General features: G+C 61.8%; 19 protein-coding genes and 1 tRNA gene. 18 read left to right on the top strand and 2 right to left on the bottom strand.

The genetic code is table 11. The annotated features are described in order from the left end of the window. The first annotated feature begins 400 nt into the window (after positions 1-400). The 17 genes from gspD to QX135_RS31985 all read left to right on the top strand — a co-directional run bounded on the left by gspD (position 401) and on the right by QX135_RS31985 (position 18,816). Positions 401-2,653: a type II secretion system secretin GspD gene (gene gspD / locus QX135_RS32065; protein WP_316182549.1), complete on the top strand. Its 2,253-nt coding sequence runs from the start codon at positions 401-403 to the stop codon at positions 2,651-2,653. Next, positions 2,653-3,873: a type II secretion system F family protein gene (locus tag QX135_RS32060; RefSeq protein WP_316182551.1), complete on the top strand. Its 1,221-nt coding sequence runs from the start codon at positions 2,653-2,655 to the stop codon at positions 3,871-3,873. Before gspD ends, QX135_RS32060 begins: the two co-directional genes overlap by 1 nt. Continuing rightward, positions 3,870-4,340, top strand: coding sequence for a GspH/FimT family pseudopilin (locus tag QX135_RS32055; protein WP_316182553.1), 471 nt, complete (start codon positions 3,870-3,872; stop codon positions 4,338-4,340). Before QX135_RS32060 ends, QX135_RS32055 begins: the two co-directional genes overlap by 4 nt. A gap of 46 nt (positions 4,341-4,386) precedes the next feature. After that, on the top strand, positions 4,387-4,860 hold the full coding sequence (gspG, locus tag QX135_RS32050) for a type II secretion system major pseudopilin GspG (RefSeq protein WP_315754899.1): 474 nt from the start codon (positions 4,387-4,389) through the stop codon (positions 4,858-4,860). Then, positions 4,857-5,288: a type II secretion system protein gene (locus QX135_RS32045; RefSeq protein WP_316234477.1), complete on the top strand. Its 432-nt coding sequence runs from the start codon at positions 4,857-4,859 to the stop codon at positions 5,286-5,288. The genes gspG and QX135_RS32045 overlap by 4 nt, the downstream gene beginning before the upstream one ends. Before the next feature lie 9 nt (positions 5,289-5,297). Further along, complete coding sequence (locus QX135_RS32040; protein WP_316234476.1) at positions 5,298-5,972, top strand: prepilin-type N-terminal cleavage/methylation domain-containing protein; 675 nt, start codon at positions 5,298-5,300, stop codon at positions 5,970-5,972. A gap of 16 nt (positions 5,973-5,988) precedes the next feature. After that, complete coding sequence (locus QX135_RS32035) at positions 5,989-6,822, top strand: type II secretion system protein GspK (protein ID WP_316182560.1); 834 nt, start codon at positions 5,989-5,991, stop codon at positions 6,820-6,822. Positions 6,823-6,832: 10 nt separating this feature from the next. Continuing rightward, positions 6,833-8,608 carry a GspE/PulE family protein gene (locus tag QX135_RS32030; RefSeq protein WP_316182562.1) on the top strand — a complete coding sequence of 592 codons (1,776 nt, stop codon included), beginning with the start codon at positions 6,833-6,835 and terminating at the stop codon, positions 8,606-8,608. Positions 8,609-8,646: 38 nt separating this feature from the next. After that, entirely contained in the window at positions 8,647-9,771 is a 1,125-nt protein-coding gene (locus tag QX135_RS32025; protein WP_316182564.1) for a PilN domain-containing protein, read from the top strand. Further along, the gene (gene gspM, locus QX135_RS32020; RefSeq protein WP_316182566.1) at positions 9,768-10,334 is read left to right on the top strand and encodes a type II secretion system protein GspM; all 567 of its coding nucleotides are present in this window, start codon (positions 9,768-9,770) and stop codon (positions 10,332-10,334) included. The genes QX135_RS32025 and gspM overlap by 4 nt, the downstream gene beginning before the upstream one ends. Positions 10,335-10,420: 86 nt before the next feature. Beyond that, positions 10,421-10,843 carry a hypothetical protein gene (locus QX135_RS32015; protein ID WP_316234475.1) on the top strand — a complete coding sequence of 141 codons (423 nt, stop codon included), beginning with the start codon at positions 10,421-10,423 and terminating at the stop codon, positions 10,841-10,843. Positions 10,844-11,180: 337 nt separating this feature from the next. After that, a complete protein-coding gene (locus QX135_RS32010; RefSeq protein WP_315780912.1) occupies positions 11,181-12,743 on the top strand; it encodes an MBOAT family O-acyltransferase in 1,563 nt (520 codons plus the stop codon). A 54-nt stretch (positions 12,744-12,797) separates the two neighbouring features. Continuing rightward, entirely contained in the window at positions 12,798-14,000 is a 1,203-nt protein-coding gene (locus QX135_RS32005; RefSeq protein ID WP_316182571.1) for a hypothetical protein, read from the top strand. Positions 14,001-14,024: 24 nt separating this feature from the next. Beyond that, the gene (locus QX135_RS32000; RefSeq protein ID WP_315780917.1) at positions 14,025-14,267 is read left to right on the top strand and encodes an acyl carrier protein; all 243 of its coding nucleotides are present in this window, start codon (positions 14,025-14,027) and stop codon (positions 14,265-14,267) included. Positions 14,268-14,569: 302 nt separating this feature from the next. Continuing rightward, complete coding sequence (locus QX135_RS31995) at positions 14,570-15,028, top strand: MaoC/PaaZ C-terminal domain-containing protein (RefSeq protein WP_315780918.1); 459 nt, start codon at positions 14,570-14,572, stop codon at positions 15,026-15,028. Then, entirely contained in the window at positions 15,025-16,695 is a 1,671-nt protein-coding gene (locus tag QX135_RS31990) for a radical SAM protein (protein ID WP_315780920.1), read from the top strand. The genes QX135_RS31995 and QX135_RS31990 overlap by 4 nt, the downstream gene beginning before the upstream one ends. 192 nt (positions 16,696-16,887) lie before the next feature. Further along, the gene (locus QX135_RS31985; protein WP_316234474.1) at positions 16,888-18,816 is read left to right on the top strand and encodes an HAD-IIIC family phosphatase; all 1,929 of its coding nucleotides are present in this window, start codon (positions 16,888-16,890) and stop codon (positions 18,814-18,816) included. A gap of 641 nt (positions 18,817-19,457) precedes the next feature. Here the strand turns inward: QX135_RS31985 and QX135_RS31980 are convergent. Together QX135_RS31980 and QX135_RS31975 are read right to left on the bottom strand one after the other, a co-directional pair. Beyond that, a tRNA-Arg gene (locus QX135_RS31980) sits at positions 19,458-19,534 on the bottom strand. Positions 19,535-19,650: 116 nt separating this feature from the next. Further along, the gene (locus QX135_RS31975) at positions 19,651-19,911 is read right to left on the bottom strand and encodes a hypothetical protein (RefSeq protein WP_315737659.1); all 261 of its coding nucleotides are present in this window, start codon (positions 19,909-19,911) and stop codon (positions 19,651-19,653) included. 221 nt (positions 19,912-20,132) lie between these two features. Here QX135_RS31975 and QX135_RS31970 point away from each other — a divergent pair, with 221 nt between their 5' ends. Then, entirely contained in the window at positions 20,133-20,576 is a 444-nt protein-coding gene (locus tag QX135_RS31970) for a hypothetical protein (RefSeq protein ID WP_315776587.1), read from the top strand. Positions 20,577-20,770 lie beyond the last annotated feature (194 nt).

Here is a 20,770-nt window from a genome sequence, read left to right as displayed (position 1 = left end):
GTTTGTAAGCCGTCGGAAACTGACGGTTCTTCCCTCTTGCTGCCACAGGTCATCCTCGAAATGCCTGTCACAGAAATAATCTGTCTCACTTAAGGGGTGCAGTCCAGTGCACTTAATTAGTTAGCTAGGTGGGTGCTGGTGCGACGTTCCTCGCTCTCGATCGGCGGGTAGAGTCAAGTCAATAGCCTCGTTCTGATGTGTTGCAACTTTTGATTGTGTATTGCAATTTTCGACCCAGCTCCGTGTATCAAAGCATGTGCATGACTCACTTGCGTGTCCTGCTAGCAATATCTCTCGCTTCCAAAACCTTCTAGACTCCGCCTGTTAGTTGTTGAGCAGCTCTGGCTGCTTCGGGTTGGGGTGAACAGCAGTGCGTGGCGAGGCTTGCAGGCGCGGGTGGATGGCGCTTCCGATGGTGCTGGCGCTGTCGGCGTGTCAGACCATGGAGGAGGAGACGTCGTCGTTCGCCTGGAGCACGAGTGCTGCGGAGGCGGGATCGGCCGCACAGGCGCAGGCGGCGATACGGTCGTCAACCGGGAATGCCCGGGCCGGCAGGATCTCGGGCTCGCCGCTGCTCGACGACAACAAAGGCGGTCCTGCCACCGTGATGGAAGGGACCGGGCGCTTCGTCGGGGAGCCGCCGACCGGGGCCGTGCCGCGCGGTGCGGAGGATGTCGCCGACCGCGTCACCATCAATCTCGCCGGGGTGCCGGTGCCGCAGGCGGCGAAGACGGTGCTTGGGGATATTCTCGGCGTCAAATACACGGTGGACCCCGGCATCGAGGGGCGGATCACGATCCAGACGCCGAAGCCGGTGGCGCGGGCGGCGGTCATCGACCTGTTCCAGGCGGCGCTGCGGGCCAACAATGCGGCGGTCGTCAACAACAGGGGTATCTATCGCATCGTTGCGGCGGACCAGACCGCGGTCTCGGGCGCGTATCGCACCGACGACGTGCCGGACAGCGGCGAGATGGTCGGCAACGGGCTGCAGGTGGTGCAGCTGAAATATGTTTCGGCGTCCGAGATCCGGCGCGTGGTCGAGCCGATCGCGCCGCGCGGCGGGGTGGTGCGGGTCGACGATGCGCGCAACCTGATTACGCTGTCCGGCAATCGCCAGGAGATCGCGGCGATGATGGAGGCGATCGCGCTGTTCGACGTCGACACCATGAAGGGCATGTCGTTCGCGCTGATCCCGGTCAAGACCTCGGCGCCCGACGCGATCGCGACCGAGCTGAAGAGCGTGTTCGCCTCGGATCGCGACGGGCCGATGGCCGGCATGGTGCAGTTCGTACCCAACAAGCGGCTGCGCTCCATCCTGGTGATCTCGCCGCAGGTTCAATATCTGCGCCGTGCCGAGACCTGGATCCGCAAGCTCGACGCGCAGGCGCAAGGCAGCGAGAAGCAGCTCTTCACCTACGCGGTGCAGAACCGGCGCGCGCAGGAGCTGGTCGACGTGCTACAGTCGATGTTCCCGACCGATACGCAGACGGCGTCCGCGCGGCGCACGGTGGCGCCGAACTATCAGGAGGCGACGGTGCAGTCGCAGCCGGTGTCGTCCAGCAGCGGGTTGTCCGGATCATCGTCAGCGGGCTTCACCGGCGGCCTCGGCTCGTCCAGCGGCGGGATGGGTGGATTGCGGACCTCGGCGCCGGCCACGTCCGCGCCCAGCGTCACGCCGGCGGCGGCAGCGGCCGCGCCGTCGGGCCGTGACAGCGATGCCGATGGGCCGCGGTTGCGCATCGTCGCCGACGAGGCCAAGAACGCGATCCTGATCGAGGCAGCGAATGCCGATTACAAGCGCGTGCTGCAGGTGATCGAGCGGCTCGACCAGATGCCGAACCAGGTGCTGATCGAGGCCACGATCGCCGAGGTCACGCTCAACGACGAGCTGCGCTTCGGCGTGCAATGGTACATGCGGAAGCACAGCTCGAAATTCACCCTGACGGAAGCGGCCTCCGGCGCCGTCAGCTCGGTGTTTCCCGGATTTTCCTACGCGCTGACCGCGGCCAACATCGCCGCCACGATCGACACGCTGAACCAGATCACCAACGTCAACATCGTGTCCTCGCCGTCGTTGACCGTGATGGACAACAGGCCGGCGGTGCTGCAGATCGGCGACCAGGTGCCGATTACGACGCAGTCGGCGACCGGCACGTTGACGCCCGGCGCGCCAATTGTCAATTCCGTGAGCTACAAGGACACCGGCGTGATCCTGTCGATCATCCCGCGCATCAATGAAAGTGGCCGCGTGCTGCTCGACATCGAGCAGGAGGTGTCGAGCGTGGCGCCGACAACGTCGTCGAACATCGATTCGCCGACCATCCGGCAGCGCAAGATCAGGACATCGGTGGTCGTGAACGACGACGACGCGCTGGTGCTGGGCGGGCTGATCCAGGAGGGCCGCACCAGCGGTCGGAGCCAGCTGCCGATCATCGGCGACATCCCGTTCATCGGCAATTTCGCCGGCAGCCGCGACAACGTCATCGGCAAGACCGAGCTGATCATCCTGATCCGGCCACACGTCATGCGCAGCCTCGAGGAGGCGCAGACGGTGACCGAGGAGTACCGCCACTTCATGGCGATCGAGGGCCCGCATCGCCGTCCGCCGGCGCGGCGGCGCGTCGAGGACACCGGACGCAGGATCCTCGACTGATGCCGCGCTTCCGCTACCGCGCCTACGGCACCGACGGCTCCTTTGCGGAGGGCACGATCGACGCTGTGTCAGCCGCGGCCGCGGATGCCGCGCTATGGGCGCAGGGCCTGTCGCCGTTCCAGATGCACGCGGCGGATAGCAGCGGCACCAAATGGTGGAACCGCGAGATCAGCTTCGGCGGCGGCTCCGACCGCGGTGATCTGCTGGCGTTCACGCGCGAGTTCTCGACGCTGTGCGCGGCCGACATTCCGATGGACGATGCGTTGCGCATCATGCAGACGCAGGCCTCCGCTCCGCGGCTGCGGACGCTAGTCGAGGCGCTGCTCGCCGAAATCCTCAACGGCCGGCCGCTGTCGGAGGCAATGCAGGCGCAGCCGCGTGTGTTTCCCGCCGACTATGTCGCGGTCGTCCGCGCCGGCGAGACCGGCGGCCGGTTGGCGCAGGTGCTGACCGAACTCGCCGAGCTGCTGGAGCGGCGGGCGGAGATCCGTGCCCGCGTCCAGTCGGCGCTGATCTATCCGTCGATGCTGATCGTGCTGAGCCTCGTCACGCTGGCAATCATCGTCGGCGGCGTGATCCCGTCGATGGCGCCGATCTTCACCCAGAGCGGAAAGCCGGTGCCGCTGACCATCCAGCTGATGCTGGCGCTCAACGAGCACTGGCTCGAGATCGTGGTCGGCAGCCTTGCGGCCGTTGCGCTCCTCGGCGCCGTCGTTGCATTCACCATGGCCGATGCCGGCCGCCGCCGGCGCCTTGACCGGCTCGTGCTGCGGCTGCCGCTGCTCGGCGGCTTTCTGCTGCAGCAGGACACCGCGCGATTCGCCCGCACGCTCGGCACGATGCTGATGGCCGGCGTGCCGCTAATATCCGCCACGAAATCGGCGAGCGACGTCGTCGGCAACCGCCATCTCCGCGCGGGCATGGACCAGGCGATCGAGAAGGTCCAGCAGGGCACGGCGCTGCACCGCGCGCTGCGCACCGAGGTCGCGCTGCCTGCGGTCGCGCTGCAGATGATCGCGGTCGGCGAGGAGGCGGGCAAGCTCGACCGCATGCTGCTGCGCGTCGCGCAGATGCTAGAGAAGCAGCTCCAGACGAATGTCGATCGCTTCATGGCGGCGTTGACGCCGGCAATGACGGTCGGCATCGCACTCATTATCGGCGCGCTGATCACGCCCGTCATGACGGCCGTCCTCAGCATCAACGATCTGGCCGGCCGATGAGCGCGCTGACGAGCGAGTGGCAGGACGGAACGAGCGCGGGCTTCACGCTGGTCGAGATGCTGGCCGTGCTGGTCATCCTCGCGCTGGCTGCGGCCGCCGCGGTGCCGATGCTGTCGCGCGGTACCGGCACTGTGAGCCTCGACGCCGCGACCGGCGAACTTGCGTCAGCGCTGCGCGCCACGCGCGCCGCAGCGATCGTGCAGAACCGGGTGATGACGCTCAGCGTGGATGTCGACCGCCGCACGTTCGGCTCCGAGGTGGTCTCGTCGCGCTCGTTTGCGCCGCAGATCCAGGCGAAGCTGACCTATGCGGCCGCCACGCAATCGGAGCCGGCGGTGGGCGGCTTCCGCTTCTTTCCGGACGGCTCGTCGACCGGCGGCGATCTCAGCCTGGAGCTTGGCGGACGCGAGGTGCGGCTCTGCGTCGGGTGGCTGACGGGGACGGTGCGCACGGCGGCAGCATGTTGAGGGGAGGGAGGCATTGATGCTGAAATGTCAGGCAATGAGTGACGTCATGAGGCGGCGTGTTGTGGCGTGGCGCGGTCTCCGCCAGGCCCGCTCGCGCAGGGGCGCCGAGAGCGAGGCGGGGTTCACCCTAGTCGAAATGCTGGTCGTCATCACGATCATTGGCCTCATCATGGGGTTGGTGGGACCGCGGGTGCTGAGCTATCTCTCCGACTCCAAGCTCAAGACGGCGCGGATCCAGATCCGCAGCCTGTCGTCGGCGCTCGATCTCTATCATCTCGACAATGGCCGCTATCCGACCTCGGCCGAAGGGCTCGGCGCGCTCGTGCAGAAGCCGGCCACCGCGGCCACCTGGAACGGGCCCTATCTCAGTGGCACCTTGGTTCCGAACGATCCGTGGGGGCGGCCCTATGTCTACAAATTCCCAGGGCAGCACGGTGCCTACGACATCGTCTCGCTCGGGCCCGACGGCCGCGAGGACGAGACCTCCGCCAATGCCAATGTGACGAGCTGGCAGCCATGACGTCCATCGGGACAGCGATGACATCAGCGGTTGACGACGGCGAGGCCGGCTTCACTCTGGTGGAGGTCATCGTAGCGCTCGCCATGCTGTCGCTCGGCCTGACCCTGGTGATGAGCCTATTCTCGACTGGGCTTTTGCGAACGGGAATGGCCGAACGTCTGGCAGGGGCTGTGTCGCTGGCGCAATCGATGTTGGCACAGGTCGGCCCCGTGATTCCGCTGCGCACCGAGGCGCTCGCCGACACGAAGGCGAATGGCTATCAGTGGCGCCTCGAAATGCAGCCCTATCGTCCGGTGCAGGGCGGAGACGTGCGCACAGTCGAACTGTATCAGGTCTCCGTCCAGGTCGGCTGGCTGGAAGGGCAAGACCCGCGCTCTTTCGCGCTCTCGACGCTGCGTCTCGGACCCAGAGCCACCAAGTCCCCGTGAGCCATGCTGATGACGTCGTCGGAAGCCGCAGGACTGGATGATTGTGACGCAGGCTTCACCCTGGTCGAAGTCCTGGTCGCGCTTGCGCTGTTCAGCCTGCTCGCCGTTCTGCTGTTCGACAACGTCAAGTTCAGCCTGCAGGCTTGGCGCAGCGGCCGCGCTCGAGCGGAAGCGTTCCAGCGCGAGCTTGCGGCCCAGGATGTTATGCGGCGGCTGATCGGGAATCTCTATCCGATGATGCTCGGAGAAGATGCCGCACAGCGCCGGATCGATTTCGACGGCCAGGCTGAGAGCCTCGAATTTCTCGGCGACGCGCCGGCTGTGGCCGGCGGCGCGGGCCACTTCCGGTTCAAGCTTTTCGCCGACCGCAAGCCGGACCGGGTCGATCTCGTCCTGCAATCACGCCCCGAACTGGCGTTGAAGCAGGACTCCGAGCGGACGCTGCTGGTCTCCAATATCGATCGGGTGGAGTTCAGCTATGCCGGACGAGGGACAGGAGCCGACAACGCGGGCTGGCGTACCAGCTGGCAGGAGCAGACCGACATTCCGGCTCTTATCCGTCTTCGGGTCCTCATGCGTCCCGGCGACGGACAAACCTGGCCTGAGCTCGTGATCGCGCCGCGCGTGCAGGCAGATGTGAGTTGCGTCTATGACGCGCTCACGATGCGCTGTCGCGGGCGGTAGCGGGGAGGATAGCGCCGTGCCGGTCATATCCGTTCTCTGGGGACTCATGCTGCTGACGGCGGTGTCGCTGTCGCTATCATGGTCGAGCAGCGTGTCGTACAGTCTGGCTCATAACGGCATCGAGCAGGCCGGTCTGAATGCGCTCGTCGAAGCCGGCGTCAACGCGGCGATCGACGGGCTGCTCGATCCAAAGGCAGAGCGCCGCTGGCGCGCCGACGGCAGGCTTTACAAGCTCGATTTCAACGGGACGCTGATCGGCATCAGGGTTCAGGACGAACTGGGGAGGATCGACCTCAACCAGACCGACGAGGCCATGCTGAACAACCTGCTGCAATCCGTAGGGCTGGACGCACAGGTCGCGAGTAGCCTGACCGACAAGATCGTCGATTGGCGGACGACGACCGCGCTGAAGCACCTGAACGGCGCCAAGGACCGGGACTATGCCTCGCGCAACGCCGCTTATCATCCCCGCAACGGTCCGTTCCAGAGCGTCGATGAGCTGCTGTTGGTCATGGATATGACGCCCGCGATCTTTGCGCGGATTGCGCCTGCGCTCACGGTCTATTCGGGGCGGCAATTTGTCGATCCGCAGCTTGCGCCCCGCGAGGTGCTGCGCGCTTTGCCCAACATGAGCGCAGAGAGCGCCGAGGCGACTGTGGCTGCGCGCGAGACCGCCGAAGCCAGATCCGTGCTGTTCGCAGATGATCCCGCGATCGTATTGCGCGGTCGCGCCTTCGCGATAAGGACCGAGTTCTCTTACGGCTCGCGCACGGTCTCGGCCGATGCCGCGGTTCGCCTGACGGAGAACCCGCGGCAGCCGTATTGGGTGCTGAGCTGGAAAACGAAATGACGGATGTAGGATGATCGTGACGCTCCAGAGCAGTGCTTCTGCTGAAAGTGCTCGCGCGCCGCGCGCTGCGCCCCTGCACTCCGTGCATGAAATCGACAGGGCCGAGCTACTGCAACGGTTCGGCGCCTTTCTGCTAGCGGAAAACGTCGTTGACCGCATGAGCCTCGATCGTGCGGGTCGGGCGGCGCAGACGACCGGCGACCGGCTCGACACGGTGCTGACCAAGCTCGGTCTCGTGTCGGAGATGGACCTGGTCGCAGCGCTAGCGAAGTTCCTGGCTCTCGGTCTGGTACGTCCAGACGAAGTTCCGATCGAGCCTGTCTTACCCGAGCTGGTCGAAGCGGAGTTCGTGCGCCACAATCGGGTGCTACCGCTCCAGAGCACAGTCGGTCGGCTAATACTTGGCGTGACGGATCCGTTCAACCACGACCCTGTCAGGGCGCTCGCATTCCTGACAGGACTCTCTGTCGAAATGCGCCTGTTTACGGCTGCTGATTTCGACCAGGTCTGCGGCGCGCTCTATCCGATCCGTTCGAGCCACGACGCTACGCATGTCGTCGTCGGCGTCGAGGCCAACGAAGCAGACGTTCAGCGGCTGCGTGATCTGGCGAGCGAGGCGCCGATCATCCGTTTGGTGAACCAGATCATTGCCAACGCCGTCGAGGCGCGCGCATCGGACATCCACATCGAGCCCAACGTCGATCAGGTGCTCGTCCGCTATCGGATCGACGGCGTGTTGCGCTCGGTCCAGGTGCTCGCAGCGGATCTACGCCCGGCGATCACCTCGCGCGTGAAAATCATGTCGAAGCTCGACATTGCCGAGCGCCGGCTACCTCAGGACGGACGCATCAAGATCGCGGTTCGCGGCATCGACATCGATTTCCGAGTCTCCACGATTCCGACCGCTTTCGGCGAAAGCGTCGTGCTGCGCGTGCTCGACCGCAATCGCGTGAGCCTGGACTTTGCCGAGCTCGGATTCTCAGACGAGCATATCGCCACGCTCCATGCGCTCCTGCAACAACCCAACGGCATCATCCTGGTCACGGGGCCGACCGGCAGCGGCAAGACGACGACTTTGTATACTGCGCTGAAAGCGCTAAACAACACCGAGCGCAAGATCTTCTCGGTGGAAGATCCGATCGAGTACCAGATGTCTGGTATCAACCAGGTGCAGGTCCAATCGGAGATCGGGCTGACGTTTCCTCATGCGCTGCGGTCGATGCTCAGGCAGGATCCGGACATCATCATGATCGGTGAGATCCGCGATCTCGAAACGGCACGCATTGCCATTCAGGCGTCCCTGACGGGGCATCTCGTCCTTTCGACGCTGCATACCAACAACGCCGCATCCGCGATCACGCGCCTTATCGATATCGGCGTCGAGAACTATCTGCTGGCGTCGACGCTGAAGGGCGTGATCGCGCAGCGTCTCGTGCGCAAGCTCTGCCGGCGTTGTTCTTGTGGTCATCCGCAAGTGAGCTATTGGGCCGAGAGCTTCGAACGGTCCGTTACGCAGGTTCGTGCGCTTGGTGAGCCAGATGTCCGCCAGCCGCAGGGCTGTGCGGATTGCGGCCAAGTCGGATTCTCCGGCCGTTCGACGATCGCAGAGATGCTGGTTGTCGATGACGAATGTCAAAGTCTGATCCTGGCGAAAGCCGCGGATACGGCAATCGAACGCGCGGCCCGCGAGCGGGGGATGCAGAGCATGTACGAGATGGGCGTTCGAAAGGTCTGGCGCGGCGAAACTACGATCGACGAGGTCCTGCGAGCGACTCGTATGGGATGAGGGCAGCGAGTGCGGCAATGCTGGAGGGCAGGAGGGACATGGGAAAGCTGCTAACGACGGTCCGTGCGGCTCGTCTGCGCGAGCTGGCGCTGTTGGCTGTCAGCTGGTGGTGCGGGGAATTCGTCAATCTGCTGCCGCAACGGATGGCGGCCCCGCTGACCTCCGGCGGCAGACCGAGGATCGTGGTCAACGGCTGCGCTTCGGGTGTCACGGTTCGGCTGATCGATCCAGGATCTGGGATCGACGTCTCGGAGACTTCGGATGAAGCAGGGGTGATGGCTGTGATCGAGGCCATCATGAAGCGTTACGGCCTTGACCGGCGCGATGTCGATCTCGGCTTGCGATTGCCTGAACAGGACGTCTTTCGCCGCGACATCGTGCTCCCGTCTGAAGCCCGCGATTCGATCGATACCATCGTGCCGCAGGATCTGCTGCGCCGGACGCCCTTCAAGATGCAGGACATCTATTCTGACCATGTAGCGGGCGCATCTCCAGACGGCCGCGTTGCCGTTCGGCAATGGGTCACCCGACGAGGGCGTGTGCAGCAGGCCGCCGATGAGCTCGGGCTTCCGGTCGAGCAGATCGCGTTCGCCGTCTTCGGCGACGATGAAGGGGCACCTTCGATCCGGCTGGCCCGCAAGGCTGAAGTCCGCAATTCGTACCGGATCGCAATCGCGGCGCTCTGTTGCACGACCATTCTCCTCGGGGCGGGCCTCGCGGGCATGACCTATGCCCGGCAACAGACTGCGCTGGATCGGTTAGAGGCCGATATCGCGATCGCGCGCCGGAACGCAGAGCGCGTCCGTTCGGTGGTCGATCAATTGCGGGAGCGGCAAACAGCGCTGGTGCGGCTTCGCCTGCAGCGGAGCGAGTCGCCAGGACTGATCGACGTCTGGGACGAAACCACACGGCTTCTGCCAAAACACTCCTGGCTGACCGAGTTGCGGCTTATCGAGGGGGGCGGCTCCCGCAGCGCGACGGTCGCATTGACGGGGTTCTCCGCTGCAGCGCCTAGCCTCGTCAGCATTCTCGACAGGTCGAAATTCTTCGTCGACGCCACGCTGACATCACCGGTCGCAATGGATCCAATCGAAGGCCGGGAGCGCTTTTCGCTTCAGGTCAAGATTCGGCTGCCTGACGCACTCAAGGAGGCGGCACAATGAAGGTCTCTTTTAAGCTCGATGCTCAGCTCGCACGTCGCAGCCTGTTCGTCCTCGGAAATTTTGCCACGCTGGGCCTTGCGATTTGGGTGATCGTCGTGCCGATCGATAAGATGTTCGCCGAGGAGACCCGCATGGAGGATCAACGGCTGTTGCTGGGAAGGCTGAGGGCGATCGCGGCGCAGGCATCGGCTGTCGAGGCGCTCTCGGCCGAAACGGAGTTGCAGTTTCAGAGTGGCGAGTTTCTGACCGGCGCCAGTGACAACGTGATCTCGGCCGATCTGCAGACGAAATTGAAGACGATCTTGGGTAGTTCGGGGGCCCAGTCCCGCGCCATCCAATCCTTGCCCAGCCGGACGGTGGATCGGATCAGGTATTGTGGGGTGCGGGTCGATCTTTCGGGGCCGTTGCCATCGGTGATGCACGTGGTCCATGCCGTCGAGAGCGCGAAGCCCTACTTGTTCATATTCAGCGCGACGCTGAAGAGCGGACCCGCCCTGCGACAGGGCGCGGCCGAAGAGCCGATGCTTCAGGCGCAGCTCGATGTCTATGGTGCAATCCAATGAGGCTACCGGCGAGATGGCGCGTAACTTGGCCGGTCGGAGTGCTAGCGGTCCTGGGCACGATCAATCTGGTGCTCGGAGCGAAATTGGTGATACTGGGATTGGGAGAAGAAACGGTGGGCTCCCAGCGTGCTGCGTGGAACGCTGAGCTACCGCGCTCGATGGCGAGCCATGTGGAACGACCGCGCACGGATGCCTACACAGAGATCGTCGCTCATCCGATCTTCTCCAAGTCGCGCGAGCCGTTCGTTCCGCTTCCCCCCGCACCGCCTCTTCCTGTCCCTCCCCAGCAGGCCGTGACCGCGGACCCCGGATTCATTGTTGGCGGTATTATGATAACGGGTCGGGCAAGTAAGGCTTACCTGCTGAGCAAGGCCGGTGGCGGAGTCGGCTCCTGGGTTGATGAAAAAGGCACGTTCCAGGGCTGGACGGTGAAAACCATCGATGCATCAGGTGTCCGGATCGAGCAGGTCGGCCGTACGATCGAGCTACAGCTCTATCCGCGGAATTGAATAACGATCGAGGCCCCGAGATCGACGGCGGTCAGGTAGCCGTATGCAGGACGGGGTAGATTGGCCAACTCAATCGGGCCGCCCGTTCTCTTGCGAAGCGTTGGCGATCAAAAGGCCCAACTGTGGACATGTGCCTACTCACGCAACGAGTGGAGGCGCCGGCAACTCGTGCGACGATATAAATCCAACGCAAAGCTAAACGGCAGCGACCACGACTATGGCCCCCAGAAGCGAATTATGTCCTCCCAAGGCCCCTCATCGAATAGTTGTGTCCGACGTTCAAGGCGGCTAGAGGATAAGCCACTGTAAAGTGCGCCTCGGGGGGAATGAACGCACGATGCACAATTCGGACTATTTTGTCCTTTTTCTTGCAGCTCTCGCGGCGATTGCGATTGCACTCAGGCTAACAAGGAGCCTCGAGACACGCCGCGCGATCGTTGCGCTCGGATCGACGGTTGTCTATTACGAGCTGGACCCGCAAGGGTTGCCAGTCTGTCTCGGTCTCGTCGCTATCAATTGGGGACTGGGGCGAGCGTTCGTTCTGTCGCCAAATCATCGTAAGACGACAATCTTGGTCTTTGGGCTGACGCTCAATCTTGGTCTGCTTGCTGCCTACAAATATCTCGGCACGCTCGTCGCCGGGTTGGGCGCGACCTATTCTGTCGAGCTTGGGCTCGGCTTTCCGATCGGGCTTTCCTTCATCGTCTTTCGCCTGGTGTCATATCTCGTGGACGCTCACGGTGGCGGCAAGATCGCGCAGTCTCCGCTGGATTTGCTGAGCTACGCTTTGTTCTTTCCCAGCATTCTGTGCGGTCCACTGGTCCGCTATGACGCGTTGACGAGCCAGGATCGGCTTGGCCGCACGACCAGCGTTGACTGGTCCGTCGGCTTGGCGCTGATCGGAATCGGAATGTTCAAGAACCTCGTGATCTCGCCGGCGGTGGCGCTCGTGGCGGATAAGGTTATGATCCCGTGGCTCGCTAAACAACCGATCCCGACCTCCAGCGCCTGGGTCGGCATGATTGCCTATGGATTTCAGGTCTATTTCGACTTTTCGGGCTACAGTGACGCGGCCATTGGGGTCGCGCGGTTGCTCGGAGTGGAATTGCCAGCCAACTTCCACTCGCCTTTCAAGGCGCGCAGCATGGTGGATTTCTGGCAGCGCTGGCATGTTTCCTTGACGCGCTTCCTGACGATCTACGTCTACAATACCGTCACCCTGGACATGGCGCGCCGGATCGGCGCCAAGGCAAGCGCCGCCAAGCAGTTCGTCTGGCGCATTGCCTACCCCACCACGCTGGTGATGTTCCTGATGGGAATTTGGCATGGCAACCATCTGACGTTCGCCATGTTTGGCTTGTATCATGCCAGCTTATTGGTTGTGAATCATGCATGGCGAAGCTTCGGCGGGCACTATCGCAAGGCGGCCCTTGCTACTAGTTGGTGGCCTACGGTGGCGCTGGGACTGACCTTCTTCTCCGTTGCAGCCGGGTGGGCAATCTTCCGCGCCAGCAATCCCGGTAGGGCGTTCGCAATGCTGGGTACGCTGCTGGGACGCTCCGAGTGGACCGGCGGCACGCTGCTGACCGGCGCGTGGCCCACCCAACTGGCGGACCCTGTTCTCTCCACAGGTGGCACGATGCCACTCACGGTCGCCGACTTAGCCATTCTGCTCCTGCTCTTCTTGATCGTCTGGGGGCTGCCGAACAGCAACCAAATCCTGTCCCGTTTCAATCCAGTCCTCGAAGGCGGCGGCTACCCCAAGATCGCTCCTTCGGCCGAGGCGCTCAAGTTGTCCCTCTCCCCGGTCTGGGCGGTTTCGGTGTCCTGCCTGCTTGTCTGGTCGGCCCTGGCGTATCTGAGCAATGATCGCGCCGCGCTGCTCTATTTCCATTTCTGACCCGAGTGAACATTGGCCATGTCTGTTCGACAGATGAGCTCAGCAGGATCAGTCATGCAATTGTCCGTTTCGCCGAACTTGGAAGAGCGGACGGCGGTGGTCCGGGGCCGTCGTTTCGTGGCTTGGGTGGTGGGGTGCGCGCTAATCCAGATCGCGCTGATGGCGTATCTGGGGTGGGCTACACTCGAGGGGCGTCCACCCGCGGTCGCTGCTCGCCTGCAACAGGACAACATGCCCGCGGTTTTTTTTCCGACCGACGCGCGCAACTGGGCGGCCTTCAAGCTGCAGCGGATTGCCGACGAGCAGCCTGAAATCATCGCGATCGGAAATTCGCGCTGCAGCCAGCTGCGGTCGGCGATGTTCATTCCTTACAAGTTCTACAACGCCTGTCTGACAGCCTGGACAGTATCGCAGCTGCGCGACTTCCTCAACAGGATCACCGAGGTCGCGCATCCCCGCGTGGTCATCTTCTCGATGGATTACTTCCAGCTCTCAAATTCCTACCAGAGGATAGAGGGGAAGCGGGCAGGGACGTTCCGCTACGGTGTCGAGGAACGTATCGGAGGCATCGGCTCCTTGATCGGTCAGACGATCGATTCCAGCGGTCGCGGTTTAGAGGCTGTATGGGAGTGTCTTGCGGGCCGCTATCCGAAGCATCCGCGGGAGGATCTGACCATGGTCGGAGTCACGGCTGCACGAACCGGCGCCGGCTTTCGTTGGGATGGATCGTTGATCTATCAGCTAGCGCAATATGACACCGCCAAGCAGGTCATGCTTGATTTCAGAAACGGTTTGGTTAATGCCATTCCTGGCGCTCCCAAAGCCGACGAGGAGCAACTCGCTCAATTGGCGGGAATGGCCGCGGATGCCAAGGCCAAGGGGATCCTGCTGGTCGGAATCCAGTTTCCAATCTTTGCGCCGACAGTCGATTTCCTGGATCACAACGAAGGATATCGACCCTACGCGGGCACTTGGCGCGATTTCGAGAGCGAGACAATGAAAAGAAGATTCGCCGAGATGGAAATCATCCACGTCGATCTGAGCCGTGCTGCCATGTCGAAGGATCCCGAAAACTTCGTCGACACGTCTCATCCATCGGAGGCTGGAATGGTTGCCGCCCTGATCGAGGCGAGCGGCGACGCCGGCTTCAATGCCGCGCTGCCGCGGCTGGATATCGCCGGTCTGCGGGGTGATCTCAAGCGCGCGAGCGACTATGTCAATCACTATCATCTCTACAGATCGACTTTCGTGAAGTAATTGCCTTTAGGACGGAGTGCAGAAATGACGGCTGAAATCTACGAGCGCTTGAACAAGGTTTTCATCGAGACCTTCGGCGATGAGACCATCAAGATCTTCCCCGAGATGACGGCCGACGACCTCGATGAGTGGGATTCAGTGACTCACATCTCGCTGGTGCTGGCGGTCGAGGAAGAGTTCGGCCAACGCCTCAACGCTTCGGAAATCGGCAATCTCGAGAATGTCGCGGCGATGGTGGCGTTGCTCGAGAAGAAGATGGCACGTTAGTTGCCTGTGCAGGTCCGTCTATCACCGGAAGAGGGCGGGATCGAACGGTTCGCGTTTCGAATTGCGGTAGGGCGGCTATGTCTTTTTGAGTGCATTGGCTGAACGCGATTGGGGGCGGGGCGGTCATCGGCGGCTGTCCGGGTGTCGATGGCGCCACAGTATGCGACCCCTGCGAGTAGGTGGCGTTCGTTTCTTCTCGACCGGTTGGTCGGAAGCGGGTAATTTACAAACGTTAGGGGTGTGTTCGGCCTCATTCTAAGCAGTGTCGAGCACTTTGATAATGCTGATGGACAGGACGGGGGATGGCTCAGTTTGCCGGCGGCGCGAGCGCGGTTCTGTGCCTGAGACCGGAGGATATCTTCGTCGGCTTGACGGCGGAGATCGAACAGCTCGTCGAACGCCATCATGTCGACCAGTTTGCCGCGCTTACCGGCGACGTGTCCCCGATCCACATGGACGATGGTGTGGCCAGGGAGCGTGGTTTCGAAGCGCGTGTCGTCCACGGCATGCTGATCGCCGGTTTCATCTCACGGCTGTTCGGGCTTCAGCTGCCGGGTCTCGACTGCATCCTGCAATCGATCAATCTTCGATGGATCGAGCCGCTCTATATCGGTGACACGATCCGTATTCAGGCAACGGTTACGCAATGGTCGAGCGCAGCCGAGGTCTTCGTTGCCAATGTTGATGTCATTCGCCAGCGTACTCAGATGAGCGTTGCCAAGGGCAAGGTCCAAGTTGGATTTACCAGGAGCCGATCATGACGGATTGGGATTTTATATTGATCTGCCAATCGAACGTCGTTGAGTACGACGCGTATTCGGCGCTGCCAATCGATCGGTTGGATCTGTTCCGGTCGCTGGTCTACCCACGAATGGTTCGGCACGAGGGCAAGTTCGTTGGCCATCTTGATTTCATCAACGCGATCTCGGGACGCCCGAACTATTTTGAGTCCGATTATCCCGGCCGCCGGCAGTCGCTGAATATCTGGAACCTCCCATCCGCAAGCGGACTGCATGTTGCGAATTACCTGCTGTCGTTCGGGATTCGTACCAAGATCATCAACAACATCGATAGTGACTGGGATCTGTTCGAGGAGGCCTATCGGAGCAGCGGTGGCAAGATCCCCGTCGGTATCTCATCGACCTTCTTTCTGACCTTCAAGGAGATCGGGCGCATCTGCAAACGGCTCAAAAAGCTCGATCCCGACATGGAGATCATCGTCGGCGGCGCATTCGCGAATTCCTATATCATCAATGGCTCGCCGGCCGATCTGGCGGAGCCGATGCGCAAATACGGCATCAAGCACATGCTGCATGCCTTCAATTCGGAGTTCGACCTGCGGGATCTGCTCCTGGCCCGAGGCAAGGGCGGGGGATTTGACGAGGTCAAGAACCTCTGCACCTTAGAACGCGGCAGCTTTTCTGCCGGTCCGGTGCAATGGAACACGCCACTTCTCGATGACTGCCCGGCCTTGTGGGACCAGCTGGACGCGCCGTTCCTGAACCGCACCGTCCAGATCAGGACGGCGTCGGGATGTCCGTTCTCCTGCGCCTTCTGCTCCTATCCGACGACGGCCGGCGGCTGGAAGACACTGGCGGGCGACAAGGTCAGAATGCATCTCGACGCGGTGAAGCGCATCGGCGGCATAGACCGGATCATCTTCATCGACGACACCTTCAACGTGCCGCCGCACCGTTTCAAAGCGCTGCTCAAGATATTCCAGGAGTATGATTTCGAGTGGTTTTCCTTCCTGCGTGTGCAGTATGTCGACGAAGAGATCGTACGCGCGATGAAGGACTCGGGATGCAAGGGGGTCTATCTCGGCGTCGAATCCGCCAATGACACCGTGCTCGAAAACATGAACAAGAAGGCGCGGCGCGCCGATTTCCGGCGTGGGATCGAGCTGTTGAACAAATACGACATCAACTCGCTATCCGCCTTCGTACTTGGCTTCCCCGGCGAGACCGATGAGACCATTCGTGACAACATGGACTTCATCGAGAATTGCGGCGTCCAGTTCTACTCGCTGAAGGAATTCTATTACATGGAGCACACCGATATTCACAACAGGCGGGAGGAATTCGGGCTGACTGGTATGGGCGCGAATTGGAAGCACAACACGATGTCTTCTGAGGACGCCGGTCGCATCAAGCTCGAAATGTTCCAATCGATCAAGAACGCCTGCTTCGTCGATCCCGACACCAGCCTCTGGTACATGGCCTATCTGTACGATCAGGGCTACGACTTCCGCGAGATCAGGCAATTGCAGGAAGGCATCAACACCATTATGAAGAGGCAATTGGCAGGCGACTTTGGCGACAACGACGACGTCATCGCCTCGCTGAAGCGACTTCATGAGAACCGGTCGCCGGGACGGGTACAGGTGATCAACCGCCCCGAACTCGTCAGCAGCGTCTTCGGGCCGTGAGGACCGGATCGGACGGTGCAGCGGCCTTGGTCGCGGATCCGTTGCGGGAGCGCCGGATCTAAGGGAGCGGCGCCAGATTTGGCGTTGGGATCAACCGGCTTACTGGTCCAATGAATTGCCAAGTTTCGGGCTTGCCGCGGAAGCGCTACCGCGACATGGCGGCGAACTGGGACATGTGACCAGACGTTTGCGATGAGCGGATCTGAAATGAACAGCACGCGATCGAACGACCGTTTCGCCAGCTTCTGTGCGCAGGCGCGGCGGGGGGATATCCACGAGGCCTTTGCGACCTTGCGAAGCGCTATTGATCCAAATGACAGCTTTGTCACCTTGCGCAAATATCTCAAGGTGTTCGACACGATGGATCGCGATGCGCTCGGCCTGAAGCCGATCAGGATCGCGATTCTGTCGAGCGCCACGGTCGATCATGTCTCGGAGATGGTCCGCTTGTGGCTGGCGAGCGAAGGCTTTGCCGCGCAGTTCTACATCGCCCCGTTCGATACCATCGTTCCGACCATTCTTGACAAAGATGGCGAGCTGTACGCGTTTCAGCCGGAGATTGTGTGGATCTTCACGACCGGTCGCGATTTGCGGATCGACATGCCACCGGGCAGCGCCGTCGACCTCGTCGAGGACGCGGTCGCCGCGGAGGTAGACATGGCGGAAGGCCTTTGGGCAGAGGTGCGTAAGAATTGTTCGGCCCTCGTCATCCAGAACAACGCGGACACGCCCGCGATCGACATTTTCGGCAATTTCGAGGGATCCGTCGGCTGGAGCCGGCGCTCGGTCATTCGCAAGTTCAACAGCCGGCTCGCCGACCGCGCCTCGGGTGGCGTCGTCATTTTCGATTATGATCACCTGTCAGCACTTTACGGCCAAGCGCGTTGGTTCGAATATCGGCACTGGCATCATTCCAAGCAGCCGATGACGTTCGATGCGATGGGTCTGGTCGGCTTTACCTTTGCGCGGTTGGTCGCGGCGATCAAGGGCCAAGCCAAGAAATGCGTCGTGCTAGACCTCGATAACACGTTGTGGGGCGGGGTGATTGGGGACGACGGGCTGGCGGGGATCAAACTTGGCAACGGCGCGACCGGCGAGGCGTTCAGCCAAATTCAGAACTACTTCAAGAGCCTCAAGCAGCGCGGTGTCATCCTCGCCGTCTGTAGCAAGAACGATGTCGCCAATGCAAGGGAGCCGTTCGAGCAACATCCGGATATGCGCCTTAGGCTCGACGACGTCGCGGAGTTCATGGCCAACTGGAGCAACAAGGCTGACAATATCCGCACGATCGCCGAGAACTTGAATATAGGCCTCGATTCGATGGTGTTCGTGGACGATAATCCGGTGGAGCGTGACCTGGTGCGCCAGTATCTGCCGATGGTCACCGTCCCCGAATTGTCGGACGATCCCGCGGAATATGTCGGGCTCGTGCATCGGCAACGCTATTTCGAGACGGTCGCCTATTCGCAAGAAGACGCGGTGCGCACCGACTATTATCGCGCCAACGCGCAACGTCGCGAACTTCAGGGATCGTTTACCGACCAGGCCCAATTCCAGAAGAGCCTGCTGATGGAGGCCGAAGTCGGCTGCGCTGACGGAATGTATCTCGCACGCTCGACGCAATTGATCAACAAGAGCAACCAGTTCCATCTGACCGGCACGCGCTACAGCGAAGCCGAGGTGAGGGCGTTTCAGGCCGACGGCAACTGGATCTGCCGTCATTTCACCCTGCGCGATCGTTTCGGTGACAATGGCCTGATCTCGGTGGTGCTGATGCGACAAGACGGCCTTGCGCTCGTCATTGATACATGGGTCATGAGCTGCCGCGTGCTGGGCCGGGCGATGGAAGAGTTCATTGCCAACGAGATCGCGCGCGTCGCCCTCGCGCGTGGCTGCGAGGTGATCCGCGGGCGTTACGTGCCGAGCAAGAAGAACAGACTCGTGGCGCAACTCTACCAGCGACTCGGTTTCGAGAAGGTTGGCGACGTGGAGGGCGCGACTGATTGGGTTCGTTCGGCCAATCCGCCAATCTATCTCGAGACAACGATCAAGCGGGTCGCAGATGTGAAGGCCGATAGTTGTTTGCAGGCAGTGCATTTTGCGCAGAAGCTCGATCGGTAGCTGGCTGCGATGTCGAGACACCTGAATGCTCACTTGTATCCACGCGAGCACAGGTCGCGGACTCTAGGCGGCGTGAACTCATTCGCGGCTAGCTGGATAACCGAGCCACTCAGCAGACGGTTCGATTGAGATGGTTGCTCGCCCGCCGCGACCACTAATGCCAAAGGGGTCCGGGAGTTTCGGTTCACGCTTCCTTTTCGCCGTTTTGTGCCGTTGTCGGGCTCAGCACGGTACCCTAGTCCTCATGAAGCGTGGCGTCGATTGGGCCACGCTTGGCGCTGGGCGCAGCACGATACGCTCGATAAGGCCACGAAGAGCCCGGGTGACCTCGGCTCTGTCCTCCGGACGGTCGAACCCTCGGTAACCGCCCGTTCGCGCCGCCAGCAGGCTGCGCATCAGGAGAACATAACCCTCATTGGCCACGTAGAGCAGGTGTCGCCGCCGAGCAGTGGCCGCATCAAACTCAGGGTCTCAACTCAAATCGAGGGACAGCTGAGGGGGCGGTAGGGCGAATGATGGTCAGCAATGAACGGCGATGGCGGGCGATGATGAACGAAGCGTTAATGTGTTGACTTATCAGCGCTTATTCGGATTTCTGATGATTGTCGGCGATGAGGGGCAATGGTCTGCGAAGACAGCCCTGGCGCGCTCGGAGAGATTCGAACTCCCGACCCTCGGAATCGAAATCCGATGCTCTATCCAGCTGAGCTACGAGCGCGCGGTGCGGGCCAAATCTCCCGCGTCACCGGGATACCAGACTTGGATGGGCAAGGCCAGCCTCCGCCGCGCATGAATGGTCGTTCGCCGAAGCTGGCTCAGCGTCCCCGGATGGCATCAGAAGCAGGGATGCCGGCGTCGGTCCTGGCCGATATAGGCGGCCGAGCTCTGGTAGCAGTGGTTGGTGGAAGGACCGTCATAGAACGCAAAGGTGCCGGGCAGCGGGCCGGGGCCATAATTGTGCAGGAAGCTGATGGCGTAGGGCAGCCCGTAGTGGTGGCGATGATGCCGATGATGGCTGCGTGCCTCGGACGTGGCGGGCACCAGGGCGGCAGTTGACACGATCAAGGCGGCGGCGAGGGATGCGAGCTTGCTCATGACTTTTCTCTTCTCCGGAAAACGACGTCAAGGCCGGCCGTCTGGCCGGTAGCCTAACGCGGAAGTGGCGGAAAGGGTGCGCAAAAGGCGATAGTTCGTCAAAATTTTGGCCTTTTCCGCATGCTTAAGGAGCCATGACAAGGTCCGGCAGTGCCGTCGTGCATTGGGCTCGAGGCGTTGTCGCGACAGCGCCAGAAAAGACCGGGTTTGCCGTCCGATCCATGAATCGCCTGATCCCAAGCGTCGTGCTCCTGCTGGTCGCCGCTAGCCCGGCGCGTGCGGATTTGCACATTACGCGCGATCATGGTGGCTACATCGAAGAGTACAAGGCCAAGTACAAGCACATCCGGGAAACGCATCAGCGCGTCATCATCGACGGCATCTGCAATTCGGCCTGTACGCTCGTCTTCGGCTTGGTGCCGCTCAACAGGATCTGCGTCACGCCCAGGGCCAGCCTCGGCTTCCACCAGGCCTATTACGACAAGGCGTTCACGTTCGGCATCAAGGTCACCAGCGTGGAGGGGACGTCCGAGCTGATGTCCTATTACCCCGATTCGGTGAAGGACTGGATCCGGCGCAACGGCGGGCTCACCACCGAGATGAAGCGGATCAAGAACGGCATCGAGCTCTGGAAGATCGTCGACCCCTGTCCTGACGTCTGGTGAGGACGACGTTCCTCCTCGAGACGCTGGCCTCTCCGACGGCTCCGATCGTCGCGCCGGGTTGCAGCATGTTTGCTGCGTTATGCCCTGGACACCGGATCGTGGTTCCGGGCCGGCATCCGGACCACACCACACGAAACAATCCAGCGCCAGATTGTCCCCACGACCGGGCACTGGATTGTTTCGCCGAGTCGGCC

It is taken from the genome of Bradyrhizobium sp. SZCCHNR1098 (genome assembly GCF_032489375.1).
Classification (GTDB): domain Bacteria; phylum Pseudomonadota; class Alphaproteobacteria; order Rhizobiales; family Xanthobacteraceae; genus Bradyrhizobium.
The sequence above is the reverse complement of the archived record's forward strand: the minus strand, read 5'-3'. Positions and strand labels throughout refer to the sequence as shown.

Excerpts from the sequence above, each read along its gene's own strand:
- gspG (WP_315754899.1), top strand. The coding sequence starts at position 4,387 with ATGAGGCGGCGTGTTGTGGCGTGGCGCGGTCTCCGCCAGGCCCGCTCG.
- gspD (WP_316182549.1), top strand. The coding sequence starts at position 401 with ATGGCGCTTCCGATGGTGCTGGCGCTGTCGGCGTGTCAGACCATGGAG.
- QX135_RS32005 (WP_316182571.1), top strand. The coding sequence starts at position 12,798 with ATGCAATTGTCCGTTTCGCCGAACTTGGAAGAGCGGACGGCGGTGGTC.
- QX135_RS32000 (WP_315780917.1), top strand. The coding sequence starts at position 14,025 with ATGACGGCTGAAATCTACGAGCGCTTGAACAAGGTTTTCATCGAGACC.
- QX135_RS32030 (WP_316182562.1), top strand. The coding sequence starts at position 6,833 with ATGATCGTGACGCTCCAGAGCAGTGCTTCTGCTGAAAGTGCTCGCGCG.
- gspM (WP_316182566.1), top strand. The coding sequence starts at position 9,768 with ATGAAGGTCTCTTTTAAGCTCGATGCTCAGCTCGCACGTCGCAGCCTG.
- QX135_RS31985 (WP_316234474.1), top strand. The coding sequence starts at position 16,888 with ATGAGCGGATCTGAAATGAACAGCACGCGATCGAACGACCGTTTCGCC.
- QX135_RS32025 (WP_316182564.1), top strand. The coding sequence starts at position 8,647 with ATGGGAAAGCTGCTAACGACGGTCCGTGCGGCTCGTCTGCGCGAGCTG.
- QX135_RS31975 (WP_315737659.1), bottom strand. The coding sequence starts at position 19,911 with ATGAGCAAGCTCGCATCCCTCGCCGCCGCCTTGATCGTGTCAACTGCC.
- QX135_RS32040 (WP_316234476.1), top strand. The coding sequence starts at position 5,298 with ATGACGTCGTCGGAAGCCGCAGGACTGGATGATTGTGACGCAGGCTTC.
- QX135_RS32045 (WP_316234477.1), top strand. The coding sequence starts at position 4,857 with ATGACGTCCATCGGGACAGCGATGACATCAGCGGTTGACGACGGCGAG.
- QX135_RS32060 (WP_316182551.1), top strand. The coding sequence starts at position 2,653 with ATGCCGCGCTTCCGCTACCGCGCCTACGGCACCGACGGCTCCTTTGCG.
- QX135_RS31995 (WP_315780918.1), top strand. The coding sequence starts at position 14,570 with ATGGCTCAGTTTGCCGGCGGCGCGAGCGCGGTTCTGTGCCTGAGACCG.
- QX135_RS31970 (WP_315776587.1), top strand. The coding sequence starts at position 20,133 with ATGAATCGCCTGATCCCAAGCGTCGTGCTCCTGCTGGTCGCCGCTAGC.
- QX135_RS32055 (WP_316182553.1), top strand. The coding sequence starts at position 3,870 with ATGAGCGCGCTGACGAGCGAGTGGCAGGACGGAACGAGCGCGGGCTTC.
- QX135_RS32010 (WP_315780912.1), top strand. The coding sequence starts at position 11,181 with ATGCACAATTCGGACTATTTTGTCCTTTTTCTTGCAGCTCTCGCGGCG.
- QX135_RS31990 (WP_315780920.1), top strand. The coding sequence starts at position 15,025 with ATGACGGATTGGGATTTTATATTGATCTGCCAATCGAACGTCGTTGAG.